The sequence below is a fragment of the Phytopseudomonas argentinensis genome, from assembly GCF_900113905.1.
Taxonomy (GTDB): domain Bacteria; phylum Pseudomonadota; class Gammaproteobacteria; order Pseudomonadales; family Pseudomonadaceae; genus Aquipseudomonas; species Aquipseudomonas argentinensis.
Genome location: NZ_FORC01000002.1, coordinates 34,562 through 58,737, shown reverse-complemented (window position 1 = coordinate 58,737; position 24,176 = coordinate 34,562). Strand labels below are relative to the sequence as shown.

Annotated in this window: 24 protein-coding genes and 3 tRNA genes; 15 read left to right on the top strand and 12 right to left on the bottom strand. The window is 64.5% G+C overall.

Annotated features, from left to right (window positions below; all coding sequences use genetic code 11):
• Nucleotides 1-179 precede the first annotated feature (179 nt).
• From ispE to BM154_RS08765, 9 genes are all read left to right on the top strand, one after another.
• Nucleotides 180-1,055, top strand: a complete 876-nt coding sequence (gene ispE / locus BM154_RS08805; protein WP_074882497.1) for a 4-(cytidine 5'-diphospho)-2-C-methyl-D-erythritol kinase — start codon at nt 180-182, stop codon at nt 1,053-1,055.
• 25 nt (nt 1,056-1,080) lie between these two features.
• Nucleotides 1,081-1,155: transfer RNA gene (locus BM154_RS08800), tRNA-Gln, on the top strand.
• A 59-nt stretch (nt 1,156-1,214) separates the two neighbouring features.
• Nucleotides 1,215-1,289 (top strand) — tRNA-Gln (locus BM154_RS08795).
• Between the two features lie 44 nt (nt 1,290-1,333).
• Nucleotides 1,334-2,275, top strand: a complete 942-nt coding sequence (locus BM154_RS08790) for a ribose-phosphate pyrophosphokinase (RefSeq protein ID WP_027906044.1) — start codon at nt 1,334-1,336, stop codon at nt 2,273-2,275.
• A 112-nt stretch (nt 2,276-2,387) separates the two neighbouring features.
• Complete coding sequence (locus tag BM154_RS08785; RefSeq protein ID WP_074882496.1) at nt 2,388-3,014, top strand: 50S ribosomal protein L25/general stress protein Ctc; 627 nt, start codon at nt 2,388-2,390, stop codon at nt 3,012-3,014.
• A gap of 39 nt (nt 3,015-3,053) precedes the next feature.
• Nucleotides 3,054-3,644, top strand: a complete 591-nt coding sequence (pth, locus tag BM154_RS08780; RefSeq protein WP_074882495.1) for an aminoacyl-tRNA hydrolase — start codon at nt 3,054-3,056, stop codon at nt 3,642-3,644.
• A 34-nt stretch (nt 3,645-3,678) separates the two neighbouring features.
• Complete coding sequence (ychF, locus tag BM154_RS08775) at nt 3,679-4,779, top strand: redox-regulated ATPase YchF (protein ID WP_074882494.1); 1,101 nt, start codon at nt 3,679-3,681, stop codon at nt 4,777-4,779.
• Nucleotides 4,780-4,921: 142 nt separating this feature from the next.
• The gene (locus tag BM154_RS08770) at nt 4,922-5,488 is read left to right on the top strand and encodes a cupin domain-containing protein (RefSeq protein ID WP_244157123.1); all 567 of its coding nucleotides are present in this window, start codon (nt 4,922-4,924) and stop codon (nt 5,486-5,488) included.
• A 127-nt stretch (nt 5,489-5,615) separates the two neighbouring features.
• A tRNA-Met gene (locus BM154_RS08765) sits at nt 5,616-5,692 on the top strand.
• Between the two features lie 137 nt (nt 5,693-5,829).
• Here BM154_RS08765 and BM154_RS08760 read toward each other — a convergent pair.
• From BM154_RS08760 to BM154_RS08745, 3 genes are all read right to left on the bottom strand, one after another.
• Complete coding sequence (locus tag BM154_RS08760) at nt 5,830-6,144, bottom strand: type II toxin-antitoxin system RelE family toxin (RefSeq protein ID WP_074882493.1); 315 nt, start codon at nt 6,142-6,144, stop codon at nt 5,830-5,832.
• Nucleotides 6,110-6,382, bottom strand: a complete 273-nt coding sequence (locus tag BM154_RS08755; RefSeq protein WP_208609429.1) for a type II toxin-antitoxin system Phd/YefM family antitoxin — start codon at nt 6,380-6,382, stop codon at nt 6,110-6,112. Before BM154_RS08755 ends, BM154_RS08760 begins: the two co-directional genes overlap by 35 nt.
• 800 nt (nt 6,383-7,182) lie before the next feature.
• Nucleotides 7,183-7,458 (bottom strand): hypothetical protein, encoded by a 276-nt coding sequence (locus tag BM154_RS08745; RefSeq protein WP_074882491.1) that lies wholly within the window; start codon nt 7,456-7,458, stop codon nt 7,183-7,185.
• 201 nt (nt 7,459-7,659) lie between these two features.
• Between BM154_RS08745 and BM154_RS08740 the strand changes: the two genes are divergently transcribed.
• The 3 genes from BM154_RS08740 to BM154_RS08730 all read left to right on the top strand — a co-directional run bounded on the left by BM154_RS08740 (nt 7,660) and on the right by BM154_RS08730 (nt 11,901).
• Entirely contained in the window at nt 7,660-10,704 is a 3,045-nt protein-coding gene (locus tag BM154_RS08740) for a sensor histidine kinase (RefSeq protein WP_139225421.1), read from the top strand.
• Nucleotides 10,701-11,333, top strand: a complete 633-nt coding sequence (locus BM154_RS08735) for a response regulator (protein WP_074882489.1) — start codon at nt 10,701-10,703, stop codon at nt 11,331-11,333. The genes BM154_RS08740 and BM154_RS08735 overlap by 4 nt, the downstream gene beginning before the upstream one ends.
• Nucleotides 11,334-11,496: 163 nt before the next feature.
• On the top strand, nt 11,497-11,901 hold the full coding sequence (locus tag BM154_RS08730) for a helix-turn-helix domain-containing protein (protein ID WP_074882488.1): 405 nt from the start codon (nt 11,497-11,499) through the stop codon (nt 11,899-11,901).
• Nucleotides 11,902-11,911: 10 nt separating this feature from the next.
• On the opposite strand, the gene BM154_RS08725 is transcribed toward BM154_RS08730, so the two are convergent.
• The 9 genes from BM154_RS08725 to BM154_RS08685 all read right to left on the bottom strand — a co-directional run bounded on the left by BM154_RS08725 (nt 11,912) and on the right by BM154_RS08685 (nt 22,127).
• Nucleotides 11,912-13,357 (bottom strand): ATP-binding protein, encoded by a 1,446-nt coding sequence (locus BM154_RS08725; RefSeq protein WP_074882487.1) that lies wholly within the window; start codon nt 13,355-13,357, stop codon nt 11,912-11,914.
• Nucleotides 13,358-13,573: 216 nt separating this feature from the next.
• Nucleotides 13,574-14,530, bottom strand: a complete 957-nt coding sequence (locus BM154_RS08720) for a GlxA family transcriptional regulator (RefSeq protein ID WP_074882486.1) — start codon at nt 14,528-14,530, stop codon at nt 13,574-13,576.
• Nucleotides 14,531-14,710: 180 nt separating this feature from the next.
• Entirely contained in the window at nt 14,711-15,613 is a 903-nt protein-coding gene (locus BM154_RS08715; RefSeq protein WP_074882485.1) for a LysR family transcriptional regulator, read from the bottom strand.
• A gap of 83 nt (nt 15,614-15,696) precedes the next feature.
• Nucleotides 15,697-16,323, bottom strand: a complete 627-nt coding sequence (gene ycaC, locus BM154_RS08710) for an isochorismate family cysteine hydrolase YcaC (protein WP_074882484.1) — start codon at nt 16,321-16,323, stop codon at nt 15,697-15,699.
• Complete coding sequence (locus BM154_RS08705; RefSeq protein ID WP_074882483.1) at nt 16,320-17,972, bottom strand: MFS transporter; 1,653 nt, start codon at nt 17,970-17,972, stop codon at nt 16,320-16,322. The genes ycaC and BM154_RS08705 overlap by 4 nt, the downstream gene beginning before the upstream one ends.
• A gap of 174 nt (nt 17,973-18,146) precedes the next feature.
• A complete protein-coding gene (locus BM154_RS08700; protein WP_074882482.1) occupies nt 18,147-20,117 on the bottom strand; it encodes an amidohydrolase in 1,971 nt (656 codons plus the stop codon).
• An 18-nt stretch (nt 20,118-20,135) separates the two neighbouring features.
• Nucleotides 20,136-20,954 (bottom strand): alpha/beta fold hydrolase, encoded by an 819-nt coding sequence (locus BM154_RS08695; protein WP_074882481.1) that lies wholly within the window; start codon nt 20,952-20,954, stop codon nt 20,136-20,138.
• Between the two features lie 37 nt (nt 20,955-20,991).
• Complete coding sequence (locus tag BM154_RS08690) at nt 20,992-21,555, bottom strand: putative antibiotic biosynthesis monooxygenase (protein WP_074882480.1); 564 nt, start codon at nt 21,553-21,555, stop codon at nt 20,992-20,994.
• Nucleotides 21,556-21,737: 182 nt separating this feature from the next.
• Nucleotides 21,738-22,127 carry a DUF3592 domain-containing protein gene (locus BM154_RS08685; RefSeq protein ID WP_074882479.1) on the bottom strand — a complete coding sequence of 130 codons (390 nt, stop codon included), beginning with the start codon at nt 22,125-22,127 and terminating at the stop codon, nt 21,738-21,740.
• 256 nt (nt 22,128-22,383) lie between these two features.
• Here BM154_RS08685 and BM154_RS08680 point away from each other — a divergent pair, with 256 nt between their 5' ends.
• From BM154_RS08680 to BM154_RS08670, 3 genes are all read left to right on the top strand, one after another.
• The gene (locus BM154_RS08680; protein WP_074882478.1) at nt 22,384-22,746 is read left to right on the top strand and encodes an RcnB family protein; all 363 of its coding nucleotides are present in this window, start codon (nt 22,384-22,386) and stop codon (nt 22,744-22,746) included.
• Nucleotides 22,747-22,864: 118 nt separating this feature from the next.
• Nucleotides 22,865-23,305 carry a hypothetical protein gene (locus tag BM154_RS08675; protein WP_074882477.1) on the top strand — a complete coding sequence of 147 codons (441 nt, stop codon included), beginning with the start codon at nt 22,865-22,867 and terminating at the stop codon, nt 23,303-23,305.
• 186 nt (nt 23,306-23,491) lie between these two features.
• Nucleotides 23,492-24,154 carry a DedA family protein gene (locus tag BM154_RS08670; RefSeq protein WP_074882476.1) on the top strand — a complete coding sequence of 221 codons (663 nt, stop codon included), beginning with the start codon at nt 23,492-23,494 and terminating at the stop codon, nt 24,152-24,154.
• Nucleotides 24,155-24,176: the final 22 nt, after the last annotated feature.

Here is a 24,176-nt window from a genome sequence, read left to right as displayed (position 1 = left end):
CCGCCAAGCGCGATGCCTTCCCGCATCGCGCGACTTTCATGCACTCCGTTCGCCCTAGCCTGCGGTTGAGCGCAGCGACACCCAGGAGCATCATCCCGGGCGCCGCCGCCCTCGACCCGGGCTACGGGCTGCGCTAGCCTGCGCGACTCTCTTATCCCCTCTTGCATACCATTGCCGCCATGACCCCAGACGCCATCCCCGCCGAAGCCGAGCTGATCCTGCCGGCGCCGGCCAAGCTCAACCTGATGCTGCATATCCTCGGCCGCCGCGACGACGGTTATCACGAGCTGCAGACCCTGTTCCAGTTTCTCGATCATGGCGACGAGCTGGGCTTCAGGCGCCGTGAGGACGGCGTGATCCGCCTGCACAGCGAAATCGACGGCGTGCCCCACGACAGCAACCTGATCGTGCGCGCAGCGAAGCAATTGCAGCAGCAGAGCGGCACCGGGCTGGGAGCGGATATCTGGCTGCGCAAGCGCCTGCCCATGGGCGGCGGCATCGGTGGCGGCAGTTCCGATGCCGCGACCACCCTGCTCGGCCTCGATCACCTCTGGGGGCTGGGCTGCAGCGAAGACCGCCTGGCCGCTCTGGGCCTGAGCCTGGGCGCCGACGTGCCGGTATTCGTGCGCGGCCGCGCGGCATTCGCCGAAGGTGTCGGTGAGAAACTCACCCCGGTCGAGCTGCCGGAGCCCTGGTTTCTCGTCGCCGTGCCGCAAGTGCTTGTCAGTACAGCAGAAGTTTTCTCCGACCCTGAGTTGACACGCGATACGCCGCCCATTAAAGTTCGCAGCCTTCTTGAGGGGGGTGGTCGTAACGACTGCCAGCCGGTCGTCGAGAAGCGTTACTCTGCTGTTCGTAACGCGCTGATCTTGCTGAACAAATTTGTTCCGACAAGATTGACCGGCACTGGAGCTTGTGTGTTTGGGAGCTTCCCAAACCGGGACGATGCTGATAAAGTCGCCCGCCAACTTCCAGCCACACTGCCAAGTTTTGTTGCGCAGGGTGCCAACGTTTCGATGTTGCACCGCAAGCTGCAAGAACTGGCCAGGAAGTGAATGCGTAGCATCGGTTATACGTTACAGGGGCGTCGCCAAGCGGTAAGGCACCAGGTTTTGATCCTGGCATGCGTTGGTTCGAATCCAGCCGCCCCTGCCATAACCACCCAAGGGTGGCTCGTACTACCGAATTGAGCAGTATTGCGTCACACACGTTACAGGGGCGTCGCCAAGCGGTAAGGCACCAGGTTTTGATCCTGGCATGCGTTGGTTCGAATCCAGCCGCCCCTGCCATTTTTATACTCATCCAGGTTACCCTCAGCCGGCAGGTACTGCGCGTGTCCAAGATGATGGTCTTTACGGGGAACGCTAACCCCGATCTGGCGCGACGTATCGTTCGTCAGCTGCACATTCCCCTCGGTGATGCCTCGGTCGGAAAATTCTCCGACGGCGAAATCATGATCGAAATCAACGAGAACGTCCGCGGTAAAGACGTTTTCCTGATTCAGCCGACGTGCGCGCCAACCAATGACAACCTGATGGAACTGGTGGTGATGGCCGACGCCTTCCGCCGTTCCTCAGCGACTCGAATCACTGCAGTCATCCCCTACTTCGGCTATGCCCGCCAGGATCGCCGTCCGCGTTCCGCCCGCGTGGCAATCAGCGCCAAAGTAGTGGCCGACATGCTCACCGTGGTAGGTATCGACCGGGTTCTCACCGTCGACCTGCACGCGGATCAGATTCAAGGCTTCTTCGATATCCCGGTCGACAACATCTACGGCTCGCCCGTACTGGTCGATGACATCGAAGATCAGCGTTTCGACAATCTGATGATCGTCTCCCCGGACATCGGCGGCGTGGTGCGTGCGCGCGCCGTTGCCAAGAGCCTGGGCGTCGATCTGGCGATCATCGACAAGCGCCGTGAAAAAGCCAACCACTCCGAAGTGATGCACATCATCGGTGACGTGGAAGGCCGCACCTGCATCCTGGTCGACGACATGGTCGACACCGCCGGCACCCTGTGCCACGCGGCCAAGGCTCTGAAGGAACACGGCGCTGCCAAGGTATATGCCTATGCCACGCACCCGGTACTGTCGGGTCGTGCCATCGAGAACATCGAGAACTCGGTACTGGACGAACTGGTGGTGACCAACACCATCCCGCTGTCCGCCGCCGCGCAATCCTGTTCACGTATTCGCCAACTGGACATCGCGCCGGTTGTCGCTGAAGCGGTACGCCGCATCAGCAATGAAGAATCGATCAGTGCGATGTTCCGCTAACCCGGAACGCCCCTGACGAAACATGCCTGGCCACCTGGCCAGGCCTTTCACCGAACCGCCCCGCCGCTGGTCGCAAGCGTAACGGGCGGTTTGGTTATTCTGGAGAAGTGAAATGACTGCTGAATTTACCCTGAATGCCGAAGCGCGTTCCGACCTGGGGAAAGGTGCGAGCCGCCGCCTGCGTCGTAACGCCAGCCAAGTTCCTGCCGTTATCTACGGTGGCGAGAAGGCTCCCCTGTCCATCAGCCTGGTTGCCAAAGATCTGGCCAAGCTGCTGGAAAACGAAGCCGCGTTCAGCCACGTGCTGAACCTGACCGTCGACGGCAAGAAAGAAAACGTGCTGATCAAGGCCCTGCAGCGCCATCCGGCAAAAGGCTACGTTCTGCACGCTGACTTCATCCGCGTGGTTGCCGGCCAGAAACTGACCGCACACGTTCCGCTGCACTTCATCAACGAAGCTACCTCCGTTGGCGTCAAGCAGAAAGGCGGTGAAGTTCTGCACTCGCTGAACGAAGTTGAAGTCTCCTGCCTGCCGAAAGACCTGCCGGAGTTCATCGAAGTTGACTTCGCCAACATCGACCTGGACCAGACCGTTCACCTGTCCGACATCAAACTGCCGAAAGGCGTTGAGCTGGTTGCCCTGGCCCACGGTAGCGATCTGCCGGTTGCCAGCGTCCACCTGCCGCGCGTTCGTGTAGAAGACGCAGCTGAAGGCGAAGGCGAAAGCACCGCCGAGTAATTCCGGCTCGCGACGCCTGCTTCAAGAAAGGGCTCCTGTATGACTGCCGTACAACTGATCGTTGGCCTGGGTAACCCGGGCCCCGAATACGACCAGACCCGGCACAATGCAGGGGCCCTTTTCGTTGAGCGCCTGGCGGACAGCCAGCGCGCCAACCTCAGCGTTGATCGCAAGTATTTTGGCCTGGTGGGCAAGTTCAATCACCAAGGCCGCGAAGTGCGTCTGCTCATTCCCACCACCTTCATGAACCGCAGCGGCCAGTCCGTGGCGGCGTTGGCGAATTTCTTCAAGCTCAAACCCGAAGAGATCCTGGTGGCCCACGACGAACTCGACATGCCTCCCGGCGTCGCCAAACTCAAACAGGGTGGCGGGCACGGCGGGCATAACGGGCTGCGCGACATCATTGCCCAGCTCGGCAACCAGAACAATTTCCATCGCCTGCGGCTTGGCATCGGCCACCCCGGGCACGCCAGCCTGGTCTCCAACTTCGTGCTCGGCCGCGCACCGCGTGGTGAACAGGAACTGCTGGACACCAGCATCGGCTTCGCCCTCGACGTCCTCCCGGAGATACTCGCCGGTGACTGGACGGTAGCGATGCGCAAGCTGCACAGCCAGAAAGCCACTCTCTAATTACATCTACCGCCTTTGGCGCGAGGGATACACCATGGGATTCAATTGCGGCATCGTCGGCCTGCCCAACGTCGGCAAGTCCACCCTGTTCAATGCCCTCACCAAGTCCGGCATCGCTGCTGAGAACTTCCCGTTCTGCACCATCGAGCCGAACAGCGGCATCGTGCCCATGCCCGACCCGCGCCTCGACGCTCTGGCAGAAATCGTCAAACCCGAGCGGGTGATTCCCACCACCATGGAATTCGTCGATATCGCCGGCCTCGTCGCCGGCGCCTCGAAAGGCGAAGGCCTGGGCAACAAGTTCCTCGCCAACATTCGCGAGACCGACGCCATCGCCCACGTGGTGCGCTGCTTCGAAGACGAGAACGTCATTCACGTCGCCAACAGCGTCGACCCCAAGCGCGACATCGAGATCATCGACCTCGAACTGATCATGGCCGACCTCGACAGCTGCGAGAAGCAGCTGCAGCGCGTCGCCCGTACCGCCAAGGGTGGCGACAAGGAAGCCGTGGCGCAGAAGGCGCTGCTGGAAAAGCTCATCCCGCACTTCACCGAAGGCAAGCCGGCGCGCAGCCTGCTCAAGAACCTGGGTGACGACGAGAAGCGCCTGGCCAAGACCTTCCACCTGCTGACCACCAAGCCGGTGATGTACATCGCCAACGTGGCCGAAGAGGGCTTCGAGAACAACCCGCTGCTCGACGTGGTGCAAGCCATCGCCGACGAAGAAGGCGCCATCGTGGTGCCGGTGTGCAACAAGATCGAAGCCGAGATCGCCGAACTGGACGATCTGGAAGAGATGCAGATGTTCCTGGAAACCATGGGCATGACCGAGCCGGGCCTGAACCGCGTGATCCGCGCCGGTTACTCGCTGCTCAACCTGCAGACCTACTTCACCGCCGGCGTGAAGGAAGTGCGCGCCTGGACCGTCAAGGTCGGCGCCACCGCCCCGCAATCCGCGGCCGCGATCCACACCGACTTCGAGAAGGGCTTCATCCGCGCCGAAGTCATCGCCTATGACGACTTCATCCAGTACAAGGGCGAAGCCGGTGCCAAGGAAGCCGGCAAATGGCGCCTGGAAGGCAAGGAATACATCGTCAAGGATGGCGACGTGATGCACTTCCGCTTCAACGTCTAAGCCCACCCTGCGCGGCACCAGGCCCCTCCAGAGCATGCTCTCGAGGGGCTTTGCCTTTTTTGGGCCAGCGATAATCCAAACCTCTGCGCACGAGCCCCCTCTAATTCAAGGTGAAGCCAACCCCCTCGAGAGGGCGCCTGCCATGGATATGTTTTCCCACCGCTTGATGTTGCACTACCTCGCCAACCTGGGCGAAGCCTCTGGCGACTTTGGCACGCCGTCCCAACGCGAGTACCCCGCCGTACAGGTCGAACGGCTGCTCCTGACACGCAACGACTGGATGCCGAACAACAGCAACCACCCCGTCCTGCTCTACCGTCAGGCGCTCAAGGGCAAAGGCCTGCCTGACCCGGGCGGCACGCAGCAGCTGTTCAAGGCCCATGGCTGGCCGGCGCAGTGGGTAGACGGCATCTACGACTACCACCACTACCACAGCAACGCCCACGAGGTGCTGGGCGTCATCCAGGGGCACGCGCGGGTGATGCTGGGCGGGCCTAACGGCCAGGAGCTGGACGTGCAGGCGGGAGACGTGCTGGTACTACCGGCCGGCACCGGGCACTGCAACCTTGGCAGCAGCGATGACTTTCTGGTGGTAGGCGGCTATCCGCACGGCCAGGAACCGGATCTGTGCCGCACTGCACCAACCGACGACCAACGGCGCGCCATCGAGCAGACGCCCTACCCTTCGTTCGATCCCGTTCTCGGTTAACCAGCCAATTTCGCCCTGGCCCAGGGAGGCTTGCCTAGAAAAATAGCTAAGCGGTTGAAAGTCCGTAAATTTATTCTGCATCAGGGCTTGACACGCTACCGGTAGATACGGAAAATGCGCGCCACTCGGCTACGTAGCTCAGCTGGTTAGAGCATAGCATTCATAATGCTGGGGTCCGGGGTTCAAGTCCCTGCGTAGCCACCAAACAAAACAAGGGTTTACCGAAAGGTAAGCCCTTTTTTGTGCGCATTGGTTTTAAAGCACAGCGACTACCATATGCTCGTCACGAAATCAGAACTGTTCTGTCCGGGTGCAGCGGGCGGCGCATGGCGCGAAGCGACTTACAAACGCTTGGTGGCCTTGCCATAGACTTTGTTTAGCTCTCGCTTACCTACAGCGATCACAGTGACAACCAGACGGTTGTCGATCACCTCATAAACCAGGCGGTAACCAACGGTGCGAAGCTTGATCTTGTAGCAGTTGGGCATATCCCGAAGCTTGTCGGCCTCGACCCTGGGATTATCGAGGCGCTCCTTGAGTTTCTTGGCGAACTGCAACTGGATTGTATTGCCAAGCTTGCCCCACTCCCTGAGTGCCTGAGCGTTGAACTCCAGAGCGTACTTAGTCGGCTCCGCTGGCTTGCGCGATGAGGTCATCGATATCTACTCGCACGGTGGATTCACCACGCCGCTCACGCACGACTTCAGCCAGACGCAGATCATCGATCAGCTCCAGCATGGCTTGGTAGCGTGCAGGGGGCACGGCATAGAACGCTGGTTCATTCCGATTGAGGATCACGACCGTTTCACCGTTACCTTCGCGGATGGTGCCCATTGGGTCTTTTTTAAGGTCTGTCACCGACGCCGCAACATCAGCCAGCACCGCGTATGTCATTGCCATAGCCACCTGTTCTCTCTATCTCTAAATGCGCCTGAGCTCTCTGTACTGGCCAGCCACCGGGCCTAGTTAGGCCTATCTGGGCTTTCGTCTCTATGGGCCGAGCTATCTATGCAGGACTTGTCTTCATATGGGTGCGCGAACACGGGGTAAGCACCTCCACGATAACACGCTTAAAAGCACCTTTAGAAGCACCATGCAAGGTGCATATAAAAGCGCTTTCAACTCAAACGCTTAGGTTGAAAGGGTGTAATGGTTTGGCTTCGCCTCACCACTTCGTGCGGACATTTAGCGGGAAAACTAGCGGCACCACTGCGTTTCACACGGCACTGCCATCCATCTTCGTCCCTGGGCAGTTATGCAGGAAGAAGGTCGCCTCTTCGCAGGAGCGTATTTGCGAGCAATGGGTGCGGCCATCGCAGCGGTAAGTCGCAGCTGGCTGGGCAGCGGTGCCAGATAATCTCGTCGTGCCGTTGGCGGCGAACGTTGGGATAAAGCGCTCGAGGGAGAAGGCCGGCGCGGGTTGTTCGGAGATGGGATTGCTGAAAACTGCTCCATCGGAGCCGATATTGGTGATCAGCGGCTGGCGGATGGCTTGAGGTAGAAGTGCCAGAAGGCAAAGCCCAGGGCCGCTATCACGATCAGTTTCTCATCGCTGCACTTCATTGCGAGCGGCGGTCGTCGCCTGGTGGGTGCAGCATACCCTTGCTGTCCGGCTCCCGAATGCACCAACGGCCAGCCACATAAACGAAAAAGGCTTATCACCTGATAAGCCTTTCGTCGTAAATGCCTTGGAACTAGATCACCAGAAACCCCGCCACGATCAACCCTGCAACGGCCACCACGCCGAGGATAAGCAGTATCCGGCTGGTGCTGGGGGTTTCACGGTTTTCGATCAGTTGCTGGGCTTGCAGCTGCAGGTAGGGCGCCGTGCTGCTCAACTTGAGTGGGCGCTGTATTCGCAGGACGTTGCCAGCCTTGGGGCCAGGCTTGGCTCTGAAGTTGTCCCATGAGGCGTTGTGCCCCTGCTGTCGGCGGCCTTCGCGCCACCACTCTCGGTCTTCCGGTCCCATGTTGCGCCCTCCTGGCGGGTGTTGATCTGTCCACTTGATCAATCAGAGCTGTTTTGGCAGCTGCAAGTTCAGTGTACAGCCGTAACCCCTTTCGTGTAGCCCGAGGTGCCGCTTTTGTGCACCCCATCGGATCACCGGCAGCCCTGGCGCCCCTTGAGGCTCGGCGGCACAATCGGCTTTTCCCTGCGTACGAACATCAGCGTGAATGCCCTCTCCTTTCTGCCAGCCGGTTATCGGCGCCTTTGCGCATGGGGCTTCTGCGCCTGGCTGCTGGCGGGTTTGCTGAGCCTGCCCACGCAGGCAGAACCGCTGGCGCTGCGCGAGCATCACCGGTGGACCATGGCAGATGATGACGGCCCCAACCAGGTCGGCGCACTGGCGCAGACTGGCGACGGCTATCTGTGGCTGGGCAGCGACAGCGGCCTGCTGCGCTTCGATGGTTTCAACTTCACGGTTTACCAGACGGCCGACGGCCAACCGTTGGGCACGGTGGCCAGCCTGCTGGCGGTGGGCGATGGCCTGTGGGTCGGTCTGCGTGCGGGGGGCGCACGGCTGATTCAGGGGCAGACAGCGCGCAGTTTCCCCGCAGGTCAGGGGTTGCCAGGCGGCGCGCTTTACGGGCTGGCACGCGACCGCGACGGCGCCATCTGGGCAGCCGCCCATGAGGGGCTGGCGCGCTTCGACGGCCAGCGCTGGACGGCCATTGGCGCCGCCGAGGGCTTCGACTCCAGCAGCGCGCGGGCGGTATTCGTCGACCGCGACGGGACTGTCTGGGCCGCCGGCAGCCATCGCCTGTACCAGCGCGCTGCCGGCGCCCAGCGTTTTACCGAGGTCGACGGCGCGATCGACTGGGCCAGCCAGATCGCCCAGGCCGCCGACGGCTCGATCTGGATCGCCGAACGCTACGTCAATCGCCTGCACCGCGTGGTGCCCGGCCCCCTGCCGCGCCTGCAGACCCAGACGATGGATGCCCCGATCAACGGCCTGCTGTTCGACCATGCGGGTGGGCTGTGGACCAGCACGCCAGGCAACGGGCTACGCCGTTACCGCCATGCGCAGATGCCACTGGACCTGGCCAGCGCCGAGCGGGTGACCCGCCGCGAGGGGCTGAGCGCCGACTACCTGTGGCCGCTGCTGGAGGATCGCGATGGCAGCCTGTGGGCCGGCAGCAATGCCGGCCTCGACCGCTTTCGGCTGCGCGAGCTGAGCCCGGCGCCACTGCCGGCCGGCACGCTGAATGCGGCACTGGCCGTGGCCACCGACGGCGCACTCTGGGCAGCCAGCAACAACCGCGGGTTGATGCGCCTGGATGACGGCGAGCTGCAGCGCTGGCCGATCGCCGAACCGGTAACCGCCCTGCTCGCGGACCGTGCCGCGGGCGTCTGGGTCGGCGGGCTCCACGGCATCTGGCACGCTACGCCTGCGGGCGTCGAGCTGCAGGCCAGGCTGCCCGAGCAGGCCGGGCCCGATACCTCGGTGCGGGCCATGGCGCTGGCCGCCGACGGCAGCCTGTGGGTGTCGCTTAACGGCCTCGGGCTGTTCGTGTTGCGCGAACATCGCTGGCAAGCGCTAGCGGGCGTCAGCGAGTTGCACAGCCAGGTGATGCCGGTCAGTGCCAGCAGCGACGGGCAAGGTCGCCTGTGGTTCGGCTACCGCGACAACCTGCTGGTCAGCCGCCAGGGCGATGCGCTGCGCCGGTGGGGCGCGGCCGATGGGCTGCGCATCGGCCATGTCACCGCGCAGCTCCATCGACAGGGGGAGTCCTGGTTCGGCGGCCAGCACGGCCTGGCGCGTTTCGATGGCGAACGTTTCCAGACGCTGGCGCTGCCGGCCAACGGCCAGTTCGACAACATCTATGCGCTGCTGCCCGGCCATGATGGCGACCTGTGGGCGCATGGCAAGGGCGGCATCTTGCAGTTGCCGGCCGCAGAGGTGGCCCGGGCCCTGGCCGAGCCGGGTTACCGCCTGCGCTATCGTTCGGTGAGCCTGGACGGCAGCCTGGCCAATGACCCCTATCGCGTGCTGCCGCTGCCCACCGGCGTGGTCGGTGCCGATGGCCGGCTGTGGTTTTCCACCAGTGCCGGCGTCAGCCTGCTCGACCCCGCTCGCCAGCCTGCAGCCACGCCGTTGCCGGCAGTGGTCATCGACAAGGTCCTGGTCGATGGCGCTAGCGAGCCGCTATCCGCCGCGCTGCAGTTGCCAGCGGACAGCCGGCGCATCGTCATCGACTACACGGCGTTGCACCTGCATGCCCCGCAAAGCCTGTCGTTCCGTTATCGCTTGCAGGGCTACGACCGCGACTGGAACGAAGCCGGGCGCCAGCGGCGGGCCACCTACACCGGCTTGCCGGCTGGCGATTACCGCTTTGAGGTGCAGGTGTTCGACCAGGGAGGTGGCCAGCCGGCCGCCCCGACAATGCTGGCGTTCAGCGTGGCGCCGGCGTTCTACCTTCGCCCGCTGTTCTACCTGCCGCTGGCCGCCGCCCTGCTGCTCGGCCTAGGCTGGCTGCATCGCCGCGTGGTGCGTCGCGACCGCCAGCGCCTGCAGCTGCAGCTACAAGCCCAGCAGGGCGAACGCGAACGGATTGCCCGCGAGCTGCACGACACCCTGCTGCAAAGCCTGCAGGGGCTGATGCTGCGTTTCCAGGCGGCCGCCGACACCCTGGCAGCCGACCACCCCGCGCGCACGCGCCTGGAGCGTGCCCTGGATCGCGCCGACGAGGTCATGCATGAAGGCCGCGAGCGGGTGCAGCAGCTGCGCCAGCCAGCTGCCAGCGGCCTGGGGCTCGCGGCCGAACTGAGCCAGTTCGTGCAGGGCCTGGATGAACCCGGGCTCGACCTTGCCGTGCAGGTCAGCGGCGATGAGCGCAGCCTGCAGGCCCCCGTGCAGGACGCGGCCTACCGCATCGCCGTCGAAGCCGTCGGCAATGCCATGCGCCATGGCGCTGCGCAGCGGATCACCGTGACCCTGAGCTATGGTGCGCGGCGTTTGCGCTTACGCATCGAGGACGACGGCCAGGGCATTGCCCTGCCCTACGCCAGCGCCGCGGGCCGGCCGCAGCGCTGGGGCATTCGCGGCATGCACGAGCGCGCCGCGCAGATCGGCGCCAGCCTCGAAGTGCAACCGCTGACAGACGGTGGCACTCGCGTGGAACTGCAACTCGCCGCGGCGCTGTCCTATACCCGCCCTACCCGACAACCATGGCGCCGCTGGTTCGCGCGCCGCCGAGCGAGAGACGATGCATGAGCGCTATGCCCATCCGCCTGCTGGTGGTCGACGACCATCCCCTGTTGCGCGAAGGAATCGCCGCGGTCCTCGACGCCCACCCTGACATCCTGCTGGTCGGTGAGGCAGCCGATGGCGAACAGGCCGTGCAACGTTTCGCCGAGCTGCGCCCGGACGTGACGCTGATGGATCTGCAGATGCCCGGGCTCAACGGCACCGAGGCGATCCGCGCGATTCGTGCCCGCTTCGCCGATGCCTGCATCGCCGTGCTCACCACCTACAGTGGCGATGCCCGCGCCTTGCAGGCGGTGCAGGCCGGCGCCCGTGGCTACCTGCTCAAGAGCATGCTGCGCAAGGAACTGGTGACCGCCATCCAGAGCCTAGCAGCCGGCAAGCGCTATTTTCCGGAGCCGATTGCCAGCGAGCTGTGCAATGCCATTGCCGAGGACAGCCTCTCGCCGCGCGAAGTGCAGATCATCGAGCACGCGGCCCAGGGGCTGGGCAACGCCGACATCGCCGCCCGGTTGGCGATTCGCGAAGACACGGTCAAGGGCCATATGCGCAGCATCATGACCAAGCTCAAGGCGCGCAACCGTACTCATGCGGTGAGCATCGCCCTGCAGCGCGGCATCATCGACGGCTGGTCATGACGGCCTGCCTGCCAACCAAGGTTAAACCGGCACTTAACCTTAATTAACATTACGCAACTCGCCCGCCGCCCCCTGCTCTCCAACAATTGCTCCTGCCCCGCGACACGACGTCGCACAGCGCCGCAAGTCTGCCGCGCTGCCAGGCGCCAGTTGGGAAATCAGCATGAAGGCAGCACAGGATTCCGATCAGTCGTCGTACTCGGCGGGCAAGCTCGCCGCCTGGCAGGAGGCGATCGCCAAGCAACTGATGCTGGCCAACCTGGATGCCGGCATCTCGGTGGCCGAAGTGGCCGAGGCCTGTGCCCTGTCACGCAGCCACTTCACCCGCAAATTCAAGGAAAGCACCTGCCTGACACCTCACGTGTGGCTGCGCCAGCAACGGGTCGATAAGGCCATGGCGCTGCTGCGCCATTCGCCGCTGTCCCTGACGCAGATCGCCATGGAGTGCGGTTTCTTCGACCAGGCGCACTTCTGCCGGGTGTTCGCCAGAAGCCAGGGCATGAGCCCGCTGGCCTGGAAGCGCCAGCAGGCCGATCAGGCGCCAGAGCTGCAGCGGCTGGCGTGCTAAGGCCGTCGCGCTAGCCCAGCGCCGGGATATGCCACTCACCGGTGCGCGTGGCTTCGCGGGCCTTCTCCCGGGCGAAGGCGCGGGTGCATTCGAGCATGTGGTAATAGACCACGCCCGCATCGCGGCGCAGGCCGATCAGCGACAGCGAAACCAACCGGGTCATCGAGCCACAACGGGCGCTGTCGGTGATCGGCAAGCCGGCCAGCGCCTGCCTCACGTCTGCCACCGTGAAATACGCGTCGCAATGGGCCAGGCCCTGCAGGCAGCGGCGCTCCTGTTCGTTGAGCAGGTCGTAACTCCACTGCAGTGACGCCAGCAGGCTGGCATGCCGCGCCAGTGTGCTGCGTCGCCCGAGCAGGCTCAGGTAGCTGTGGTTGTCCAGCTGGGCGAGGATGCCCTCCAGACTCTGGGCGTCGAGTTGCGCAGCCGCCAGCTCGATGGCCAGGGGCAGGCCGTCCAGCCGCCGGCACAGCTCGACCAACCGCGACACGTCGCTTTCTAGCAGGCGGAAATCCGACTGGCGTGCCCGCGCCCGGCGCACGAACAGTTTTACCGCGGGATAGCGCAGGGCCGCGGCGAGGCGCAAATGGCTACCCAGCGGTGGGGATTCCAGCGGGGCCAGCGGCTGTACGTACTCCTCGGCGGTGCGCAGCGCCTCGCGGCTGGTGGCCAGGATGTGCAAACCGGGCGCGGCCTGCAGCAAGGCTTCGCTGAGCGCGGCGCAGGCATCGATCAGGTGCTCGCAGTTGTCCATCAGCACCAGCATGCGGCGGTTGGCCATGGCCTCCAGCAGATGGGCCTGGGCGTCGACGCCTGCGGGCACCGCGATGCCCATCTCCGAGGCCAGGGTGGTGGCCAGCTCTGCCGGCTCGCTGAGCGCTGCCAGGTCGGCGAAGCGCACGCCATCGGCGAAATGCCCCAACTGCTGCTGGGCGACACGTAGCGCCACGGTGGTCTTGCCCACCCCACCGGGACCGACCAGGGTGATGTGTCGGCGCGTCTGCAAACGCCGCGTGAGGTCTTCGATCAGCCGGTCACGGCCCTCGATGCGCACCGACCGGCCGGGCAACGTCGGCAACGCTCCGGACGGCGTCGTGCCCTGCTCGTCGGCCCGGCGGACCAGCTCGACATGGGCGACGAAACTGTAGCCGCGCTGGCGCACGTTGGTGATGTAATCCCGCGACTGTGGGCACACGCCCAGCACCCGGCGCAGCGCCGAAATATGCACGCGCAGGTTGATCTCTTCGACGAAGGTCTTCGGCCACACCCGGGAGATGATCGCCTCCTTGCTGACGATCTTGCCGGCGCTTTCCACCAGTACCAGCAGGATGTCCAGGGCCCGGGCACCGATGGTCAGCGGCCGACCGCCATCGAGGAGCAGACGGCGCTGCGGATGCAGTTCGAAGCGGCCGAAACGCAGGACGGTATCACCAGCAGTGGGCTCGAGATCGCGCATGGTCTGTTCAGCATCCCGCCATGCCGGACTTACACCCCAATGGGTCTCGGCTGCTCGGCGCTCTGCCGCTCTCCTTGTTCTGATAAGAGAATCATTCTCTACCGTTCGTCTGCCCCGCGACATCGCCACGGGGGTAGCAATCCGGCCATAGCGGTGCGCAACACGGACAGCCGACAAGCCGCTCTAGCCCGGGCATCATGGCCATCTGCCAGGCAATCAGCCGAACTGGTGCCGGTACTGTGCCGGCGTCAGCCCCAGGCGCTTGTCGAACATCTGCCGCATATGTCGGGTGCTGCCGAAGCCGCTGCGAAAGGCCACGGTCTTGAGCGGCAGGTCGGTGCTTTCCAGCAGTGAGCGGGCATGATCGACCCGAGCGGCGAGTACGAACTCCATGGGCGTCATCTGCAGCTCGCGGGTGAACACGCGGGCGAAGTTGCGCACGCTCATCGCCGCCAGCTCGGCCAGTTGCTCCACCGTGAACGGCTCCTGGATGTTTTCCAGCACGTGCTGCTGCACCCGCTCCAGCGGCGTGGCGCCCTGCCCGGTCGGCGGCAGCAAGGGGCTGAACTGGGCCTGGCCACCCTGGCGCTTGATCACCACCAGCAGCACCTTGGCGACATCCAGGGCGAGCTTCTTGCCGTGGTCGTCGGCGAGGATCGACAGCGCCAGATCGATGCCCGCCGTCACCCCGCCGGAGCTGAGCAGCTTGCCATCCTTGGTGAACAGCTGGTCGGTTTCCAGCCGGGCCTTGGGAAAACGCTTGGCCAGGCGGTCCAGGTAATGCCAGTGGGTGGTCACCCGGTGGCCGTCGAGCAGCCCCGCTTCGCCGAGGATGAAGGCGCCGGTACACACCGCGCCATAGCGGCGCGAGGCCTGCGCCGCGTCGCGCAGCCAGTCGTGCAGCTGGGGATGGCGGTCGTTGTAGGCGCCAGGGCCACCGGGCACCAGCAGGGTGTCGTAGGCCACCGGCGCGTCGATGGCCAGTTGGTCCGCCTGCATGACGATGCCGTTGGAGGCACGCACGCCGAGCGAGTCGGCGCCCAGGGTGACGATGTGGTAGTGATCGCTCTCGGGCAGGTAACGGTTGGCGACCGAAAACACTTCGATGGGGCCGGCCACGTCGAGCATCAGGACGTCGGGGAACAACAGGATCGCGACGGTTTTCGTCGTCATGCAGAATCTCGAAGCACGCTAGTACAGAAGCCGCCGCCCTGGCACGCCGGGCAGCTGTCAGTTTCATAGACCGTAGCGTCGATTATCTCGGCATGACAGCGGGCAGGACAGCCCCACAAGGAGTAGGTGTCAGCAACACGAAAGTGTTGCCGGCAGCTGGGTTGCAAGCATAGCGCAGGCTCACGCGGCCATGAACTTCAATATCTGCTCGCGCAGCCAGCGCTCGGCCGGGTCCTGATCCTGGGCAGCGCGCCAGACCATGGTCAGCTGCGCCGGCACGATCTCGAAGGGCGGCGCTTCCATCACAAGGCCGCCGCCCTGTACCAACGCCTCGGCGGCGTAGTCGGGAATGGTGGCGATCATGTCGGAGTTGCGCAGCAACGCGCCAAGCCCGTTGAAGTGCGGCACCGCGAGGGCGATCTTGCGGCTGCGCTCCAGGCGCGCCAGGTCCTGGTCGATGTTGCCGCACAGGTCGCCGGACATCGACACCAGCGCGTGGGGTCGCGTGCAGTAATCGTCCAGGGTCAATGGCGGCGTGCCGTCGGCGGCGCGGATCACCATGGCGCGGATATCGCGCAGGCTGCGGCACTTGGCGTTGGCCGGCAGCTGGGTGGTGTAGCTGATGCCGATGGACACCTCGCCAGTGGCGAGCAGGCCGGGCAGCAGCAGGAAATTGGCGTTGCGCACCACCAGCACGCATTCGGGCGCCTGTTGGCGCAGGTGGGCGAGCAACTGGGGCAGCAGGCCGCACTCGACATCGTCGGACATGCCGATGCGAAACACCGAGGTGCTGCTGCTCGGGTCGAAATCGCGCACTTCGCTGATCGCCTGGGAGATGCCGTCCAGGGCGGCAGGCAGGCGGCGGAAGATTTCCAGCGCGCGGGGCGTGGGCTCCATCTCGCGGCCATTGCGTACCAGCAGGGGGTCGTGGAAGTAGTCGCGCAAGCGGGTCAGCGAGGCGCTGATCGCCGGCTGGCCGAGATAGAGCTTTTCCGCCGTGCGCGTGAGGTTGCGCTCATGCATCAGGCTTTCGAACACGACCAGCAGGTGCAGGTCGACTTTACGAAGATCGGTACGGTTCACCAGGAGGCTCCGAAAAAATGGCCGCAGCCGAGCCCCGTGCGGGCGGCGCACGCGCCGCCCGCACGGGGCTCGAAGCGTGCCGCTTACTTGCCGGAAGTCAGCGCCGCATAGCTGGTCATCAGGTTGCGGTAGTCCGGGATGTGATCCGAGCAGATCTTCGCCAGGCCTTCCACGTCGTTGCGCCAGTCGCGGTGCAGCTCACAGGCCACGGCGAACCAGTTCATCAGCTGCGCGCCGGCGGCGGTCATGCGCTGCCAGGCCGAATCACGGCTGATCTGGTTGAAGGTGCCGGAAGCGTCGGTGACCACGAACACATCGAAGCCTTCTTCGATGGCCGCCAGGGCCGGGAACGCCACGCAGACTTCGGTCACCACGCCGGCGATGATCAGCTGCTTCTTGCCGGTGGCCTTGATCGCCTTGACGAAGTCTTCGTTGTCCCAGGCGTTGATCTGGCCTGGGCGGGCGATGTACGGCGCGTCCGGGAACATCTCCTTCAGCTCGGGGACCAGCGGGCCGTTGGGGCCGGTTTCGAAGCTGGTGGTGAGGATGGTCGGCAGGTTGAAGAACTTGGCGATGTCGGCCAGGGCCAGCACGTTGTTCTTGAACTTGTCCGGGTCGATGTCACGTACCAGCGACAGCAGGCCGGCCTGGTGGTCGACCAGCAGAACGGCGGCATTGTCTTTGTCCAGGCAGTTGTAGGCAATGGTCATGGTGTAACTCCTGTGGTTGCATGAGGGGTGTTTGAAGGGGGTAGTGGGCCACGCGGTGCCGGCACGCCGAGCAGGTGGCGGATGCGTACGGCCACGCCGTCGCGCTGGTATTGCCGGGCGTTGGCTTCGATGCGTTGCTCGGCCACGGTGACGCGGCCGTGGTGGCGCAGGTGTTCGAGCCAGGAGGCGTCGAAGAAGAATTCCTGCCACAGGTTGGGGTTCTCGCTGTCCTGCAGCAGGCCCCAGGACAGCGCACCGTTGCGCCGGCGCATGGCCCGTACGGCAAGCATGGCGTGGCTGAACGCCTCGGCGTGTTCCCGGGGGATGTCGTATTCGAGGGTGACCATCACCGGGCCGCGCTCGCGGTCCAGGTCGGCATCGAGCACCGGCGCCGGCCAGTGCACGGAAGGCGCCAGGTCTTCGGCATCGGTGACCGGTAAACGGAAGCGCCAGGACAGCAGCACGCCGAGCAGCAGCAACGCCCCGCCACCGGCCAGCGCCACGCTCAGCGAGTACGCACTGGCCAGCGAACCCCAGACGATGCCGCCCATGGCGCTGCAACCGAAGAACACCAGGATGTACACCGCCAGGGCGCGGGCGCGCACCCAGCTCGGCACCGAGGTTTGCGCGGCGACCTGCAGGCTCGACAGTACGGCGATCCAGGCGGCGCCGCTGACCAGCATCACCGGAATCAGCAGGGTGAAGTCACGGATAAAGGCCAGGCCGAACAGCACCGCGGCATAGGCGACGCTGGCGCCGGCGACGATCAGGTCGCTGCGCAGGCGCTCGCGCAGCTTGGGCAGGAACATCGCCCCGGCGATGGCACCGGCGCCCACGCAGCCGAGCAGGATGCCGAAGTCCGCCGCCGTGCCGTTCAGTTCGCGGCGCACCAACAGCGGCAGCAGCGACATACCGGCACTGGCGCCGACGAAGAATGCGAAGGTGCGCGCCAGCACCGCCTGCAGCGGTTTGGCACTGCGCGCATAACGCACGCCAAGGCGCACCGCGCCGAACAGCCGCTCGGCCGGCAGGATGCTTACCGTGGGCGTGCGCTTCCAGGCATACAGCGCGGCGATCACCGCGAAGAACGACACGGCATTGAGGGCGAAGGTCAGCCAGGGGCCGCTGAGGCTGACCAGCACGCCGGCGATGGCCGGGCCGATGGCACGTGCCACGTTCATGCCCAGGCTGGACAGTGCCACGGCGGCGGGCAATTCGGCCTTGCCGACCAGCTCAGGGGTCAGCGCCGACCAGGCCGGCATCATCAAGGCGGTACCGATGCCCATGGCCAGGGTCAACAGCAGCAACAGCGGCACGTTCATCAAACCGAGCAGGGTCAGGCCGGCAAGCAGCACCGCCACGGTAGCCATCCACAGTTGCACGGTAAGCAGGTAGCGGCGTTTGTCGACGATATCGGCCAGGGCGCCAGCGGGCAGCGCCAGAAAGAACATCGGCAATGCCGCGGCCACCTGCACCATGGCCACGGCGAGCGGGCTGGCCGACAGCGAGGTCATCAACCAGCCGGCGCCGACCTCGTGCATCCAGGTGCCGATGTTCGAGGCGATGCTGGCCAGCCATAGCCAGCGGAACACCGAGGTGCGCAGCGGGCTCCAGGGGCCGGCGGTGGTTTGTTGAGTGACGCTGGTCATGGGCAATCTCATAAAAAAGGTCGATGTCGATAAAAAATGGGCACGGCCGTGCCCGAGGCGGCGGAGAGACGCCGAGTTAAAAATGTGTGTGTTATCTGTGGGAGCGTGCCGGGACGCCTAGACCATGCGCGCGAATCGCGGGCATGGCCCGCTCCCACAAGGAGCTAGGCAGCGCTAGAACGCAAAGCACGAACACCCGAAGGCGCCCCAGAAGCCGGCGTAGTCGCTGACCGGCACCTTGCTCTGCCGCGCCCGCTCATGGCTGTGGGCGTGTACCGAGCAGGCGCCTATGCACTGGTGCACGGCGGCCTGCAGTGGCGCAGCGGGCTTCCAGTGGCCCGGCACCTTGGCCACCGGTGACCAGTCCGGCAGTACCGGCAGCGGCGGGTTGCCGTGCTTGTCGAACTCCTCGGCGCCGTAGACCACCTTGCCGCCGACCACGGTGAGCACCGACTCGAGGTACTTGATGGCTTCCTCGGACACGCTGAAGTAATCCTGGGAAAGCACTGCCACGTCGGCCAGTTGCCCGACCTTGATCTGGCCCTTCTTGCCCTGCTCGTTGGAGAACCAGGCACTGCCCTGGGTGAACAGCTGCAGCGCGACCGCGCGGGACAGGCCTTCGGGATACAGCGCGGTACCGCCCACGGTCTTGCCGCTGACCAGCCAGTACAGCGAGGTCCAGGGGTTGTAGCTGGCCACCCGGGTGGCGTCGGTGCCGGCGCCGACCGGCACCCCTTCGGCGAGCATGCGTTTGATCGGCGGGGTACTTTCCGCCGCCTGCTTGCCGTAGCGGTCGACGAAGTATTCACCCTGGAACGCCATGCGGTGCTGGATGGCGATACCACCGCCCAGCGCCCTGACCCGCTCGATGTTCTTCGGGGTGATGGTTTCGGCGTGGTCGAAGAACCACGGCAGGCCGTTGAACGGGATATCGCGGTTGACCTTCTCGAACACGTCGAGCATGCGCGAGATGGATTCGTCGTAGGTGGCGTGCAGGCGGAACGGCCAGCGGTGCTCGACCAGATGGCGCACTACCGGCTCGAGGTCGGCCTCCATGTTCGGCGGCAGGTCCGGGCGCGGCTCGAGGAAGTCCTCGAAGTCGGCGGCGGAGAACGCCAACATCTCGCCGGCGCCGTTGTGGCGCAGGTAGTCGGTGCCCTGGCCGTAGGTGACGGTCTTGGTCCACTGCTGGAAGTCGGCCAGCTCTTCCTGGGGTTTCTGGGTGAACAGGTTGTAGGCGATGCGCACGGTGAGCTGGTCGTTGTCGGCCAGTTGCTGGATCACCTGGTAGTCATCCGGGTAGTTCTGGTAACCGCCGCCAGCATCGATGGCGCTGGTCAGGCCCAGACGATTGAGCTCGCGCATGAACTGGCGGGTCGAATTGACCTGGTAGTCGAGCGGCAGCTTCGGCCCTTTGGAAAGGGTCGAGTAGAGGATCATCGCGTTGGGACGAGCGATCAGCATGCCGGTGGGTTCGCCGTTGCTGTCACGCTGGATCTCGCCGCCGGGCGGGTTCGGTGTGTTCTTGTCATAGCCAACCACGCGCAGCGCAGCACGGTTGAGCAAGGCGCGGTCGTACAGGTGCAGCAGGAACACCGGGGTGTCTGGCGCCGCCTGGTTGATCTCGGCCAGGGTCGGCATACGCTTTTCGGCGAACTGGAATTCGTTCCAGCCGCCGACCACCCGTACCCACTGCGGCGTCGGCGTACGGTCGGCCTGGTCCTTGAGCATGCGCAGGGCATCGGCCAGCGACGGCACGCCTTCCCAGCGCAGTTCGAGGTTGTAGTTCAGGCCGCCACGAATCAGGTGCAGGTGGGAGTCGTTGAGGCCGGGGATGGCGGTACGCTTGTTGAGGTCGATGACCTTTGTGGCCGCGCCCTTGGTGGCCATGGCTTCGGCGTCACTGCCGACGGCGATGAAGCGGCCGTCCTTGATCGCCACGGCAGTGGCCTGGGGCCGCTCGGGGTCGACGGTGTGGAATTTGCCGTTGAGCAGGATCAGGTCGGCGTCGTTCATGTTGGCTCCGAATGCATAGCCGGCACCGCCGGCGAAAGGTAAGGCAGACCACAGCGCGCCAGCCGCGCCAAGCAGGCCACCGGCGGCAACGACCTGGCGGCGTTTAGGGTCTTGGGGATCATTGCTCATGGCTGGGCGCTCCGGTAATCAGCGGGACACGAAGGCCAGCAGGTCTTCGTTCAGACGCTGCTGATGGGTCACGGCGAAGCCATGGGGCGCGCCTTCGTAAACCTTCAGCTCGGCACCCTTGATCATCTGCGCGGCCAGCTTGCCGGTGGTTTCGAACGGCACGATGGCGTCGGCATCGCCGTGGATCACCAGGGTCGGCACGTCGACCTTGGCCATGTCGGCGCGGAAATCGGTTTCCGAGAACGCGGTCACGCAGTCGACCGTGCCCTTGAGCGAAGCCAGCAAGGCGATGTTGAGGGTCTGGGTGAGCACGCCGTCGGAGATCTTGTGGCCCTTGTCGATGCCATAGAACGGTGCTGCGAAATCACTGATGAACTGCGCACGGTCCTTGAGCAGGCCGTCCTTGATGCCGGCGAATACCGAGGCGTCGACGCCCTCGGGGAAGTCCGCTGCCTTGCCGAAGATCGGCGTGACCGCCCCAAGCAGCGCCAGCTTGGCGACCCGCGCGGTGCCGTGGCGACCGATGTAGCGGCTGACGTCGCCGCCGCCCATGGAGAAGCCCACCAGGGTTACCTCGTGCAGGTCGAGGTGCTCGATCAGGTCGGCGATGTCGTCGGCGAAGGTGTCGTAGTCATAGCCCGTCCACGGCTGGCTGGAGCGCCCGAAGCCACGGCGGTCGAAGGCGATGGTGCGATAGCCGCGGCTGCTCAGGTACTGCATCTGGTATTCCCACATGTCGGCGTCCAGCGGCCAGCCATGGCTGAACAGCACGGGCTTGCCGCTGCCCCAGTCCTTGAAATAGATCTCGGTGCCGTCGCGGCTGGTGAAAGTGCTCATGGACGCGTCCTCTCGGGTTATGGAGTCGAAGAAAAAATCAGCGGGCGCTCAGCCAGCCTGCACAGCAACGGGTGACCACCGGCATGATCCAGAACACCACCGGCACGACGATGCACAGGGTGATCAGCAGGTTGCTCGGCACCACGCCGGCAAGCGCCGGGTACTGCTGGAACAGCGGTTGCCACAACAGCGGGATGAGCATGGTCAGCGGGCAGATGACTAGGTAGGTGAGCACCGCCTGCTTCCACTTCGGCGGTTGTGGCGCCTGGGCATGTTCGGGGGTGAACCAGAATTCGTGATCGCGGCTGACCTGGATCTGGTCGCCGCCTTCGAGCAGCGGCAGCACCTCGTCGATCAGCAGGCGCCGGCGATCCGAGGCGATCCACTCGTCGAGCTGCCAGCCTTCGGCAAACCGCAGCACCGTGGTGAAGGCATCGCCCTGCCCGTCCGCGCGGATCACATTGACGCCCAGGTGGCCACTCTGCTGTTCAGCGGCGGCCAGGGCGCGCTTGAGCCAGGCCTGGTAGGCGGGCAGGTAGCCGGGGCGCACCTTGTGCTGGATGACCAGGGTCACCACGTTGCTCGGCTCAATGGTTGGCATATCGAAGGGACGTCCCTGGCGGCGAAATCGACCCGCAAGTCCATGGCCTGCGGCGTGACGATCGGCAAGCCTTTGGCTGTACCCGACCGTGCAGCCACTATGCCGCTGCGTCAGGCAGCTTTATTGGACGTATGTGCTCAATGGTCGCAGCCGCCCTGCGCGGCGGCTGCAAGACGGTCGGCTCAGTTGAGCAGCAGCTCGACCAGCAGGAACAAGCCGGCGATGCCGCACAGCAGCACGCCCAGCCAGAAGAACGAGGCGCCGCGTTGCACTGGCGTGTCGATCACCGCGCGCTTGGGGAACGCCGGGTCGTAGCGCACCGGCACCGCATCCCCTTTGCGGTAATGGCGCCAGCTGCTCATGCTGCTTTCGTGCATGTGCAGGTTGCCTTCTGCGTCGCGCCATTCGAAGCGCGGGTAGCGGCTCGGCGTGCTCAGCCCCCACTCACTTGCGATGATGCGCCCTTGCGCGCACAGCCAGTTGCGGCTGACGCGACGCCGGGAAAGGCCGATGCCCATGAGTACGGCGCCAACACAGCCGAACGCCAGGGCAAGAAAAACGGGAACAGGCATGACTCACTCTAATCGGGTACTTGAATAGATAGTGGCGCCCCGCCGCCCGAAGGTTCATGGAAAAAACCTGCCGTTCGGCGGCGTGTGCAACGGCATGTGCAACGGCGTGTGCAGCGGCATGCGCAGCGGCGTGCCCGCAAAGGCCGTTGGCAACGGGGTATAAGAAGACGCCAGGCCGGTTGGCTGGTGAAAATTTAGGTTGAGTGTTCCGCAACCTGTCTCTGTCCATATAGGGACACGGATCAAGGAGAGTCACATGAAAACCACGCCCACCCTCAGCATCTTGTTTGGCGCCCTGCTGGCCAGCGGCCTGGCCCACGCCGCCGACCCGGCACAGCAGGAACCCGCCCGTGAGGTCTATCAGGATCAGGTGCTCAAGCAGCAGCCCGATCAGGAAGACCCGGAAGCCAAGGATCCGATGCACATCGGCCACCTCAAGGAAGGCACGCCTGCGCCGCACAAATACTGGCGTGACGATTACGCGATCAAGGACCTGAAAAAGCACAACCTGCCGGAGCCCGAAGACAAGGAGCACGAGCATTGGGTGAAGATCGGTACCGACTATGTGTTGCTCAACAATAACACCGGCACCATTCAACGCATCATCAAGGGCAAGTAATCGCTCTGGCACGCTGACCGACACGTAAATAAAGCTCAACGGGGCCGCGCAAGTGGCTATCATTCACCCAGGTTCCGCCATGCTTCGTGTCGGTTTCTCTTTCTTCTAGGGATGGATGATGAAGGCTTCAGTCAGCAAACCCAAAAGCCCGCGAAGCGAGTTCGCGCGCAGCGCCGTTGCCGTCGCCGTAGGTGCCGCACTGGCTTATGGGGGTGCCCAGCTGTTTGCCCGGCTGAATCCGCTGCAGCCACAAGCAGCACCGACCACCATCAAGATCGAGCCGGCCACGTTGCCCAAGGTCACGCCCGTCGAGCCTGTGGCGCCGGGCGAAGACCCTTGGTGGCGCGGTGACGCCGAGTTCTGGCAGGAACAGGCTCGGCTGAACAGCGCCGCGGTGGCGCCCCAATACCGTGAGCTGCAGTTCGCCTGGTCCGAGCGCATGGCGGCACTCGCCAAACAGCGCGCCCAGCAGGATGGCAGCAAGCGCGACCCGGCCACCCTGCAGGCCAAGGACGCACAAACCACCGAACTGCATATCCAGCCACGTACCAAGCCATAGCCTCGGCTGCCGGGCCGCGCCCGCCTACGTTCATCGCCACCGTGCCAGTTGCAGGGAACGCTTGCCATGCCACAGGCTCAAAACCCTGCCTCAGCCTCGCGCCTTTGCACGCCGATGCGAGCATAATGCCGCCCCCAAGCAGCCCGCCCCGATAGTTACCGGGCTGCCCTATCGTTGGAGCCCCTGATGGAATTCATTCACCTGGTTATCGATTTCATTCTGCATATCGACCAGCACCTGGCGGCCCTGACCGCCCAATACGGCACCTGGATCTACGCGATCCTGTTCCTGATCGTATTCTGCGAAACCGGCCTGGTGGTCACCCCGTTCCTGCCGGGCGACTCCTTGCTGTTCGTGGCTGGCGCCATTGCCGTGCATGGCACCATGAACGTGCATCTGCTGGTGTTGCTGCTGATCAGCGCGGCGATACTGGGCGACGCCCTGAACTACACCATCGGCCGTTTCATGGGCCAGCGGCTGTTCCGCAACCCGGACTCGAAGATCTTTCGCCGCAGCCACCTGGAGATTACCCAGCAGTTCTATGCCCGCCACGGCGGCAAGACCATCATCCTCGCCCGTTTCGTACCGATCGTGCGCACCTTCGCGCCCTTCGTCGCCGGCATGGGCCACATGAACTACGCGCACTTCGCCGCCTACAACGTGGTCGGTGCGATTCTCTGGGTCACCCTGTTCACCTACGGGGGTTACTTCTTCGGCAACCTGCCGGCGGTGCAGAGCAACCTGCACTACCTGATCGTCGGCATCATCGTGGTGTCGATCCTGCCCGGCCTGATCCAGCTGATTCGTCACAGGATGAACCGCTCGGTGCGCGTGCAGACGCCGCAGTAAGCCGTTGCCAGAAACGAAAAAG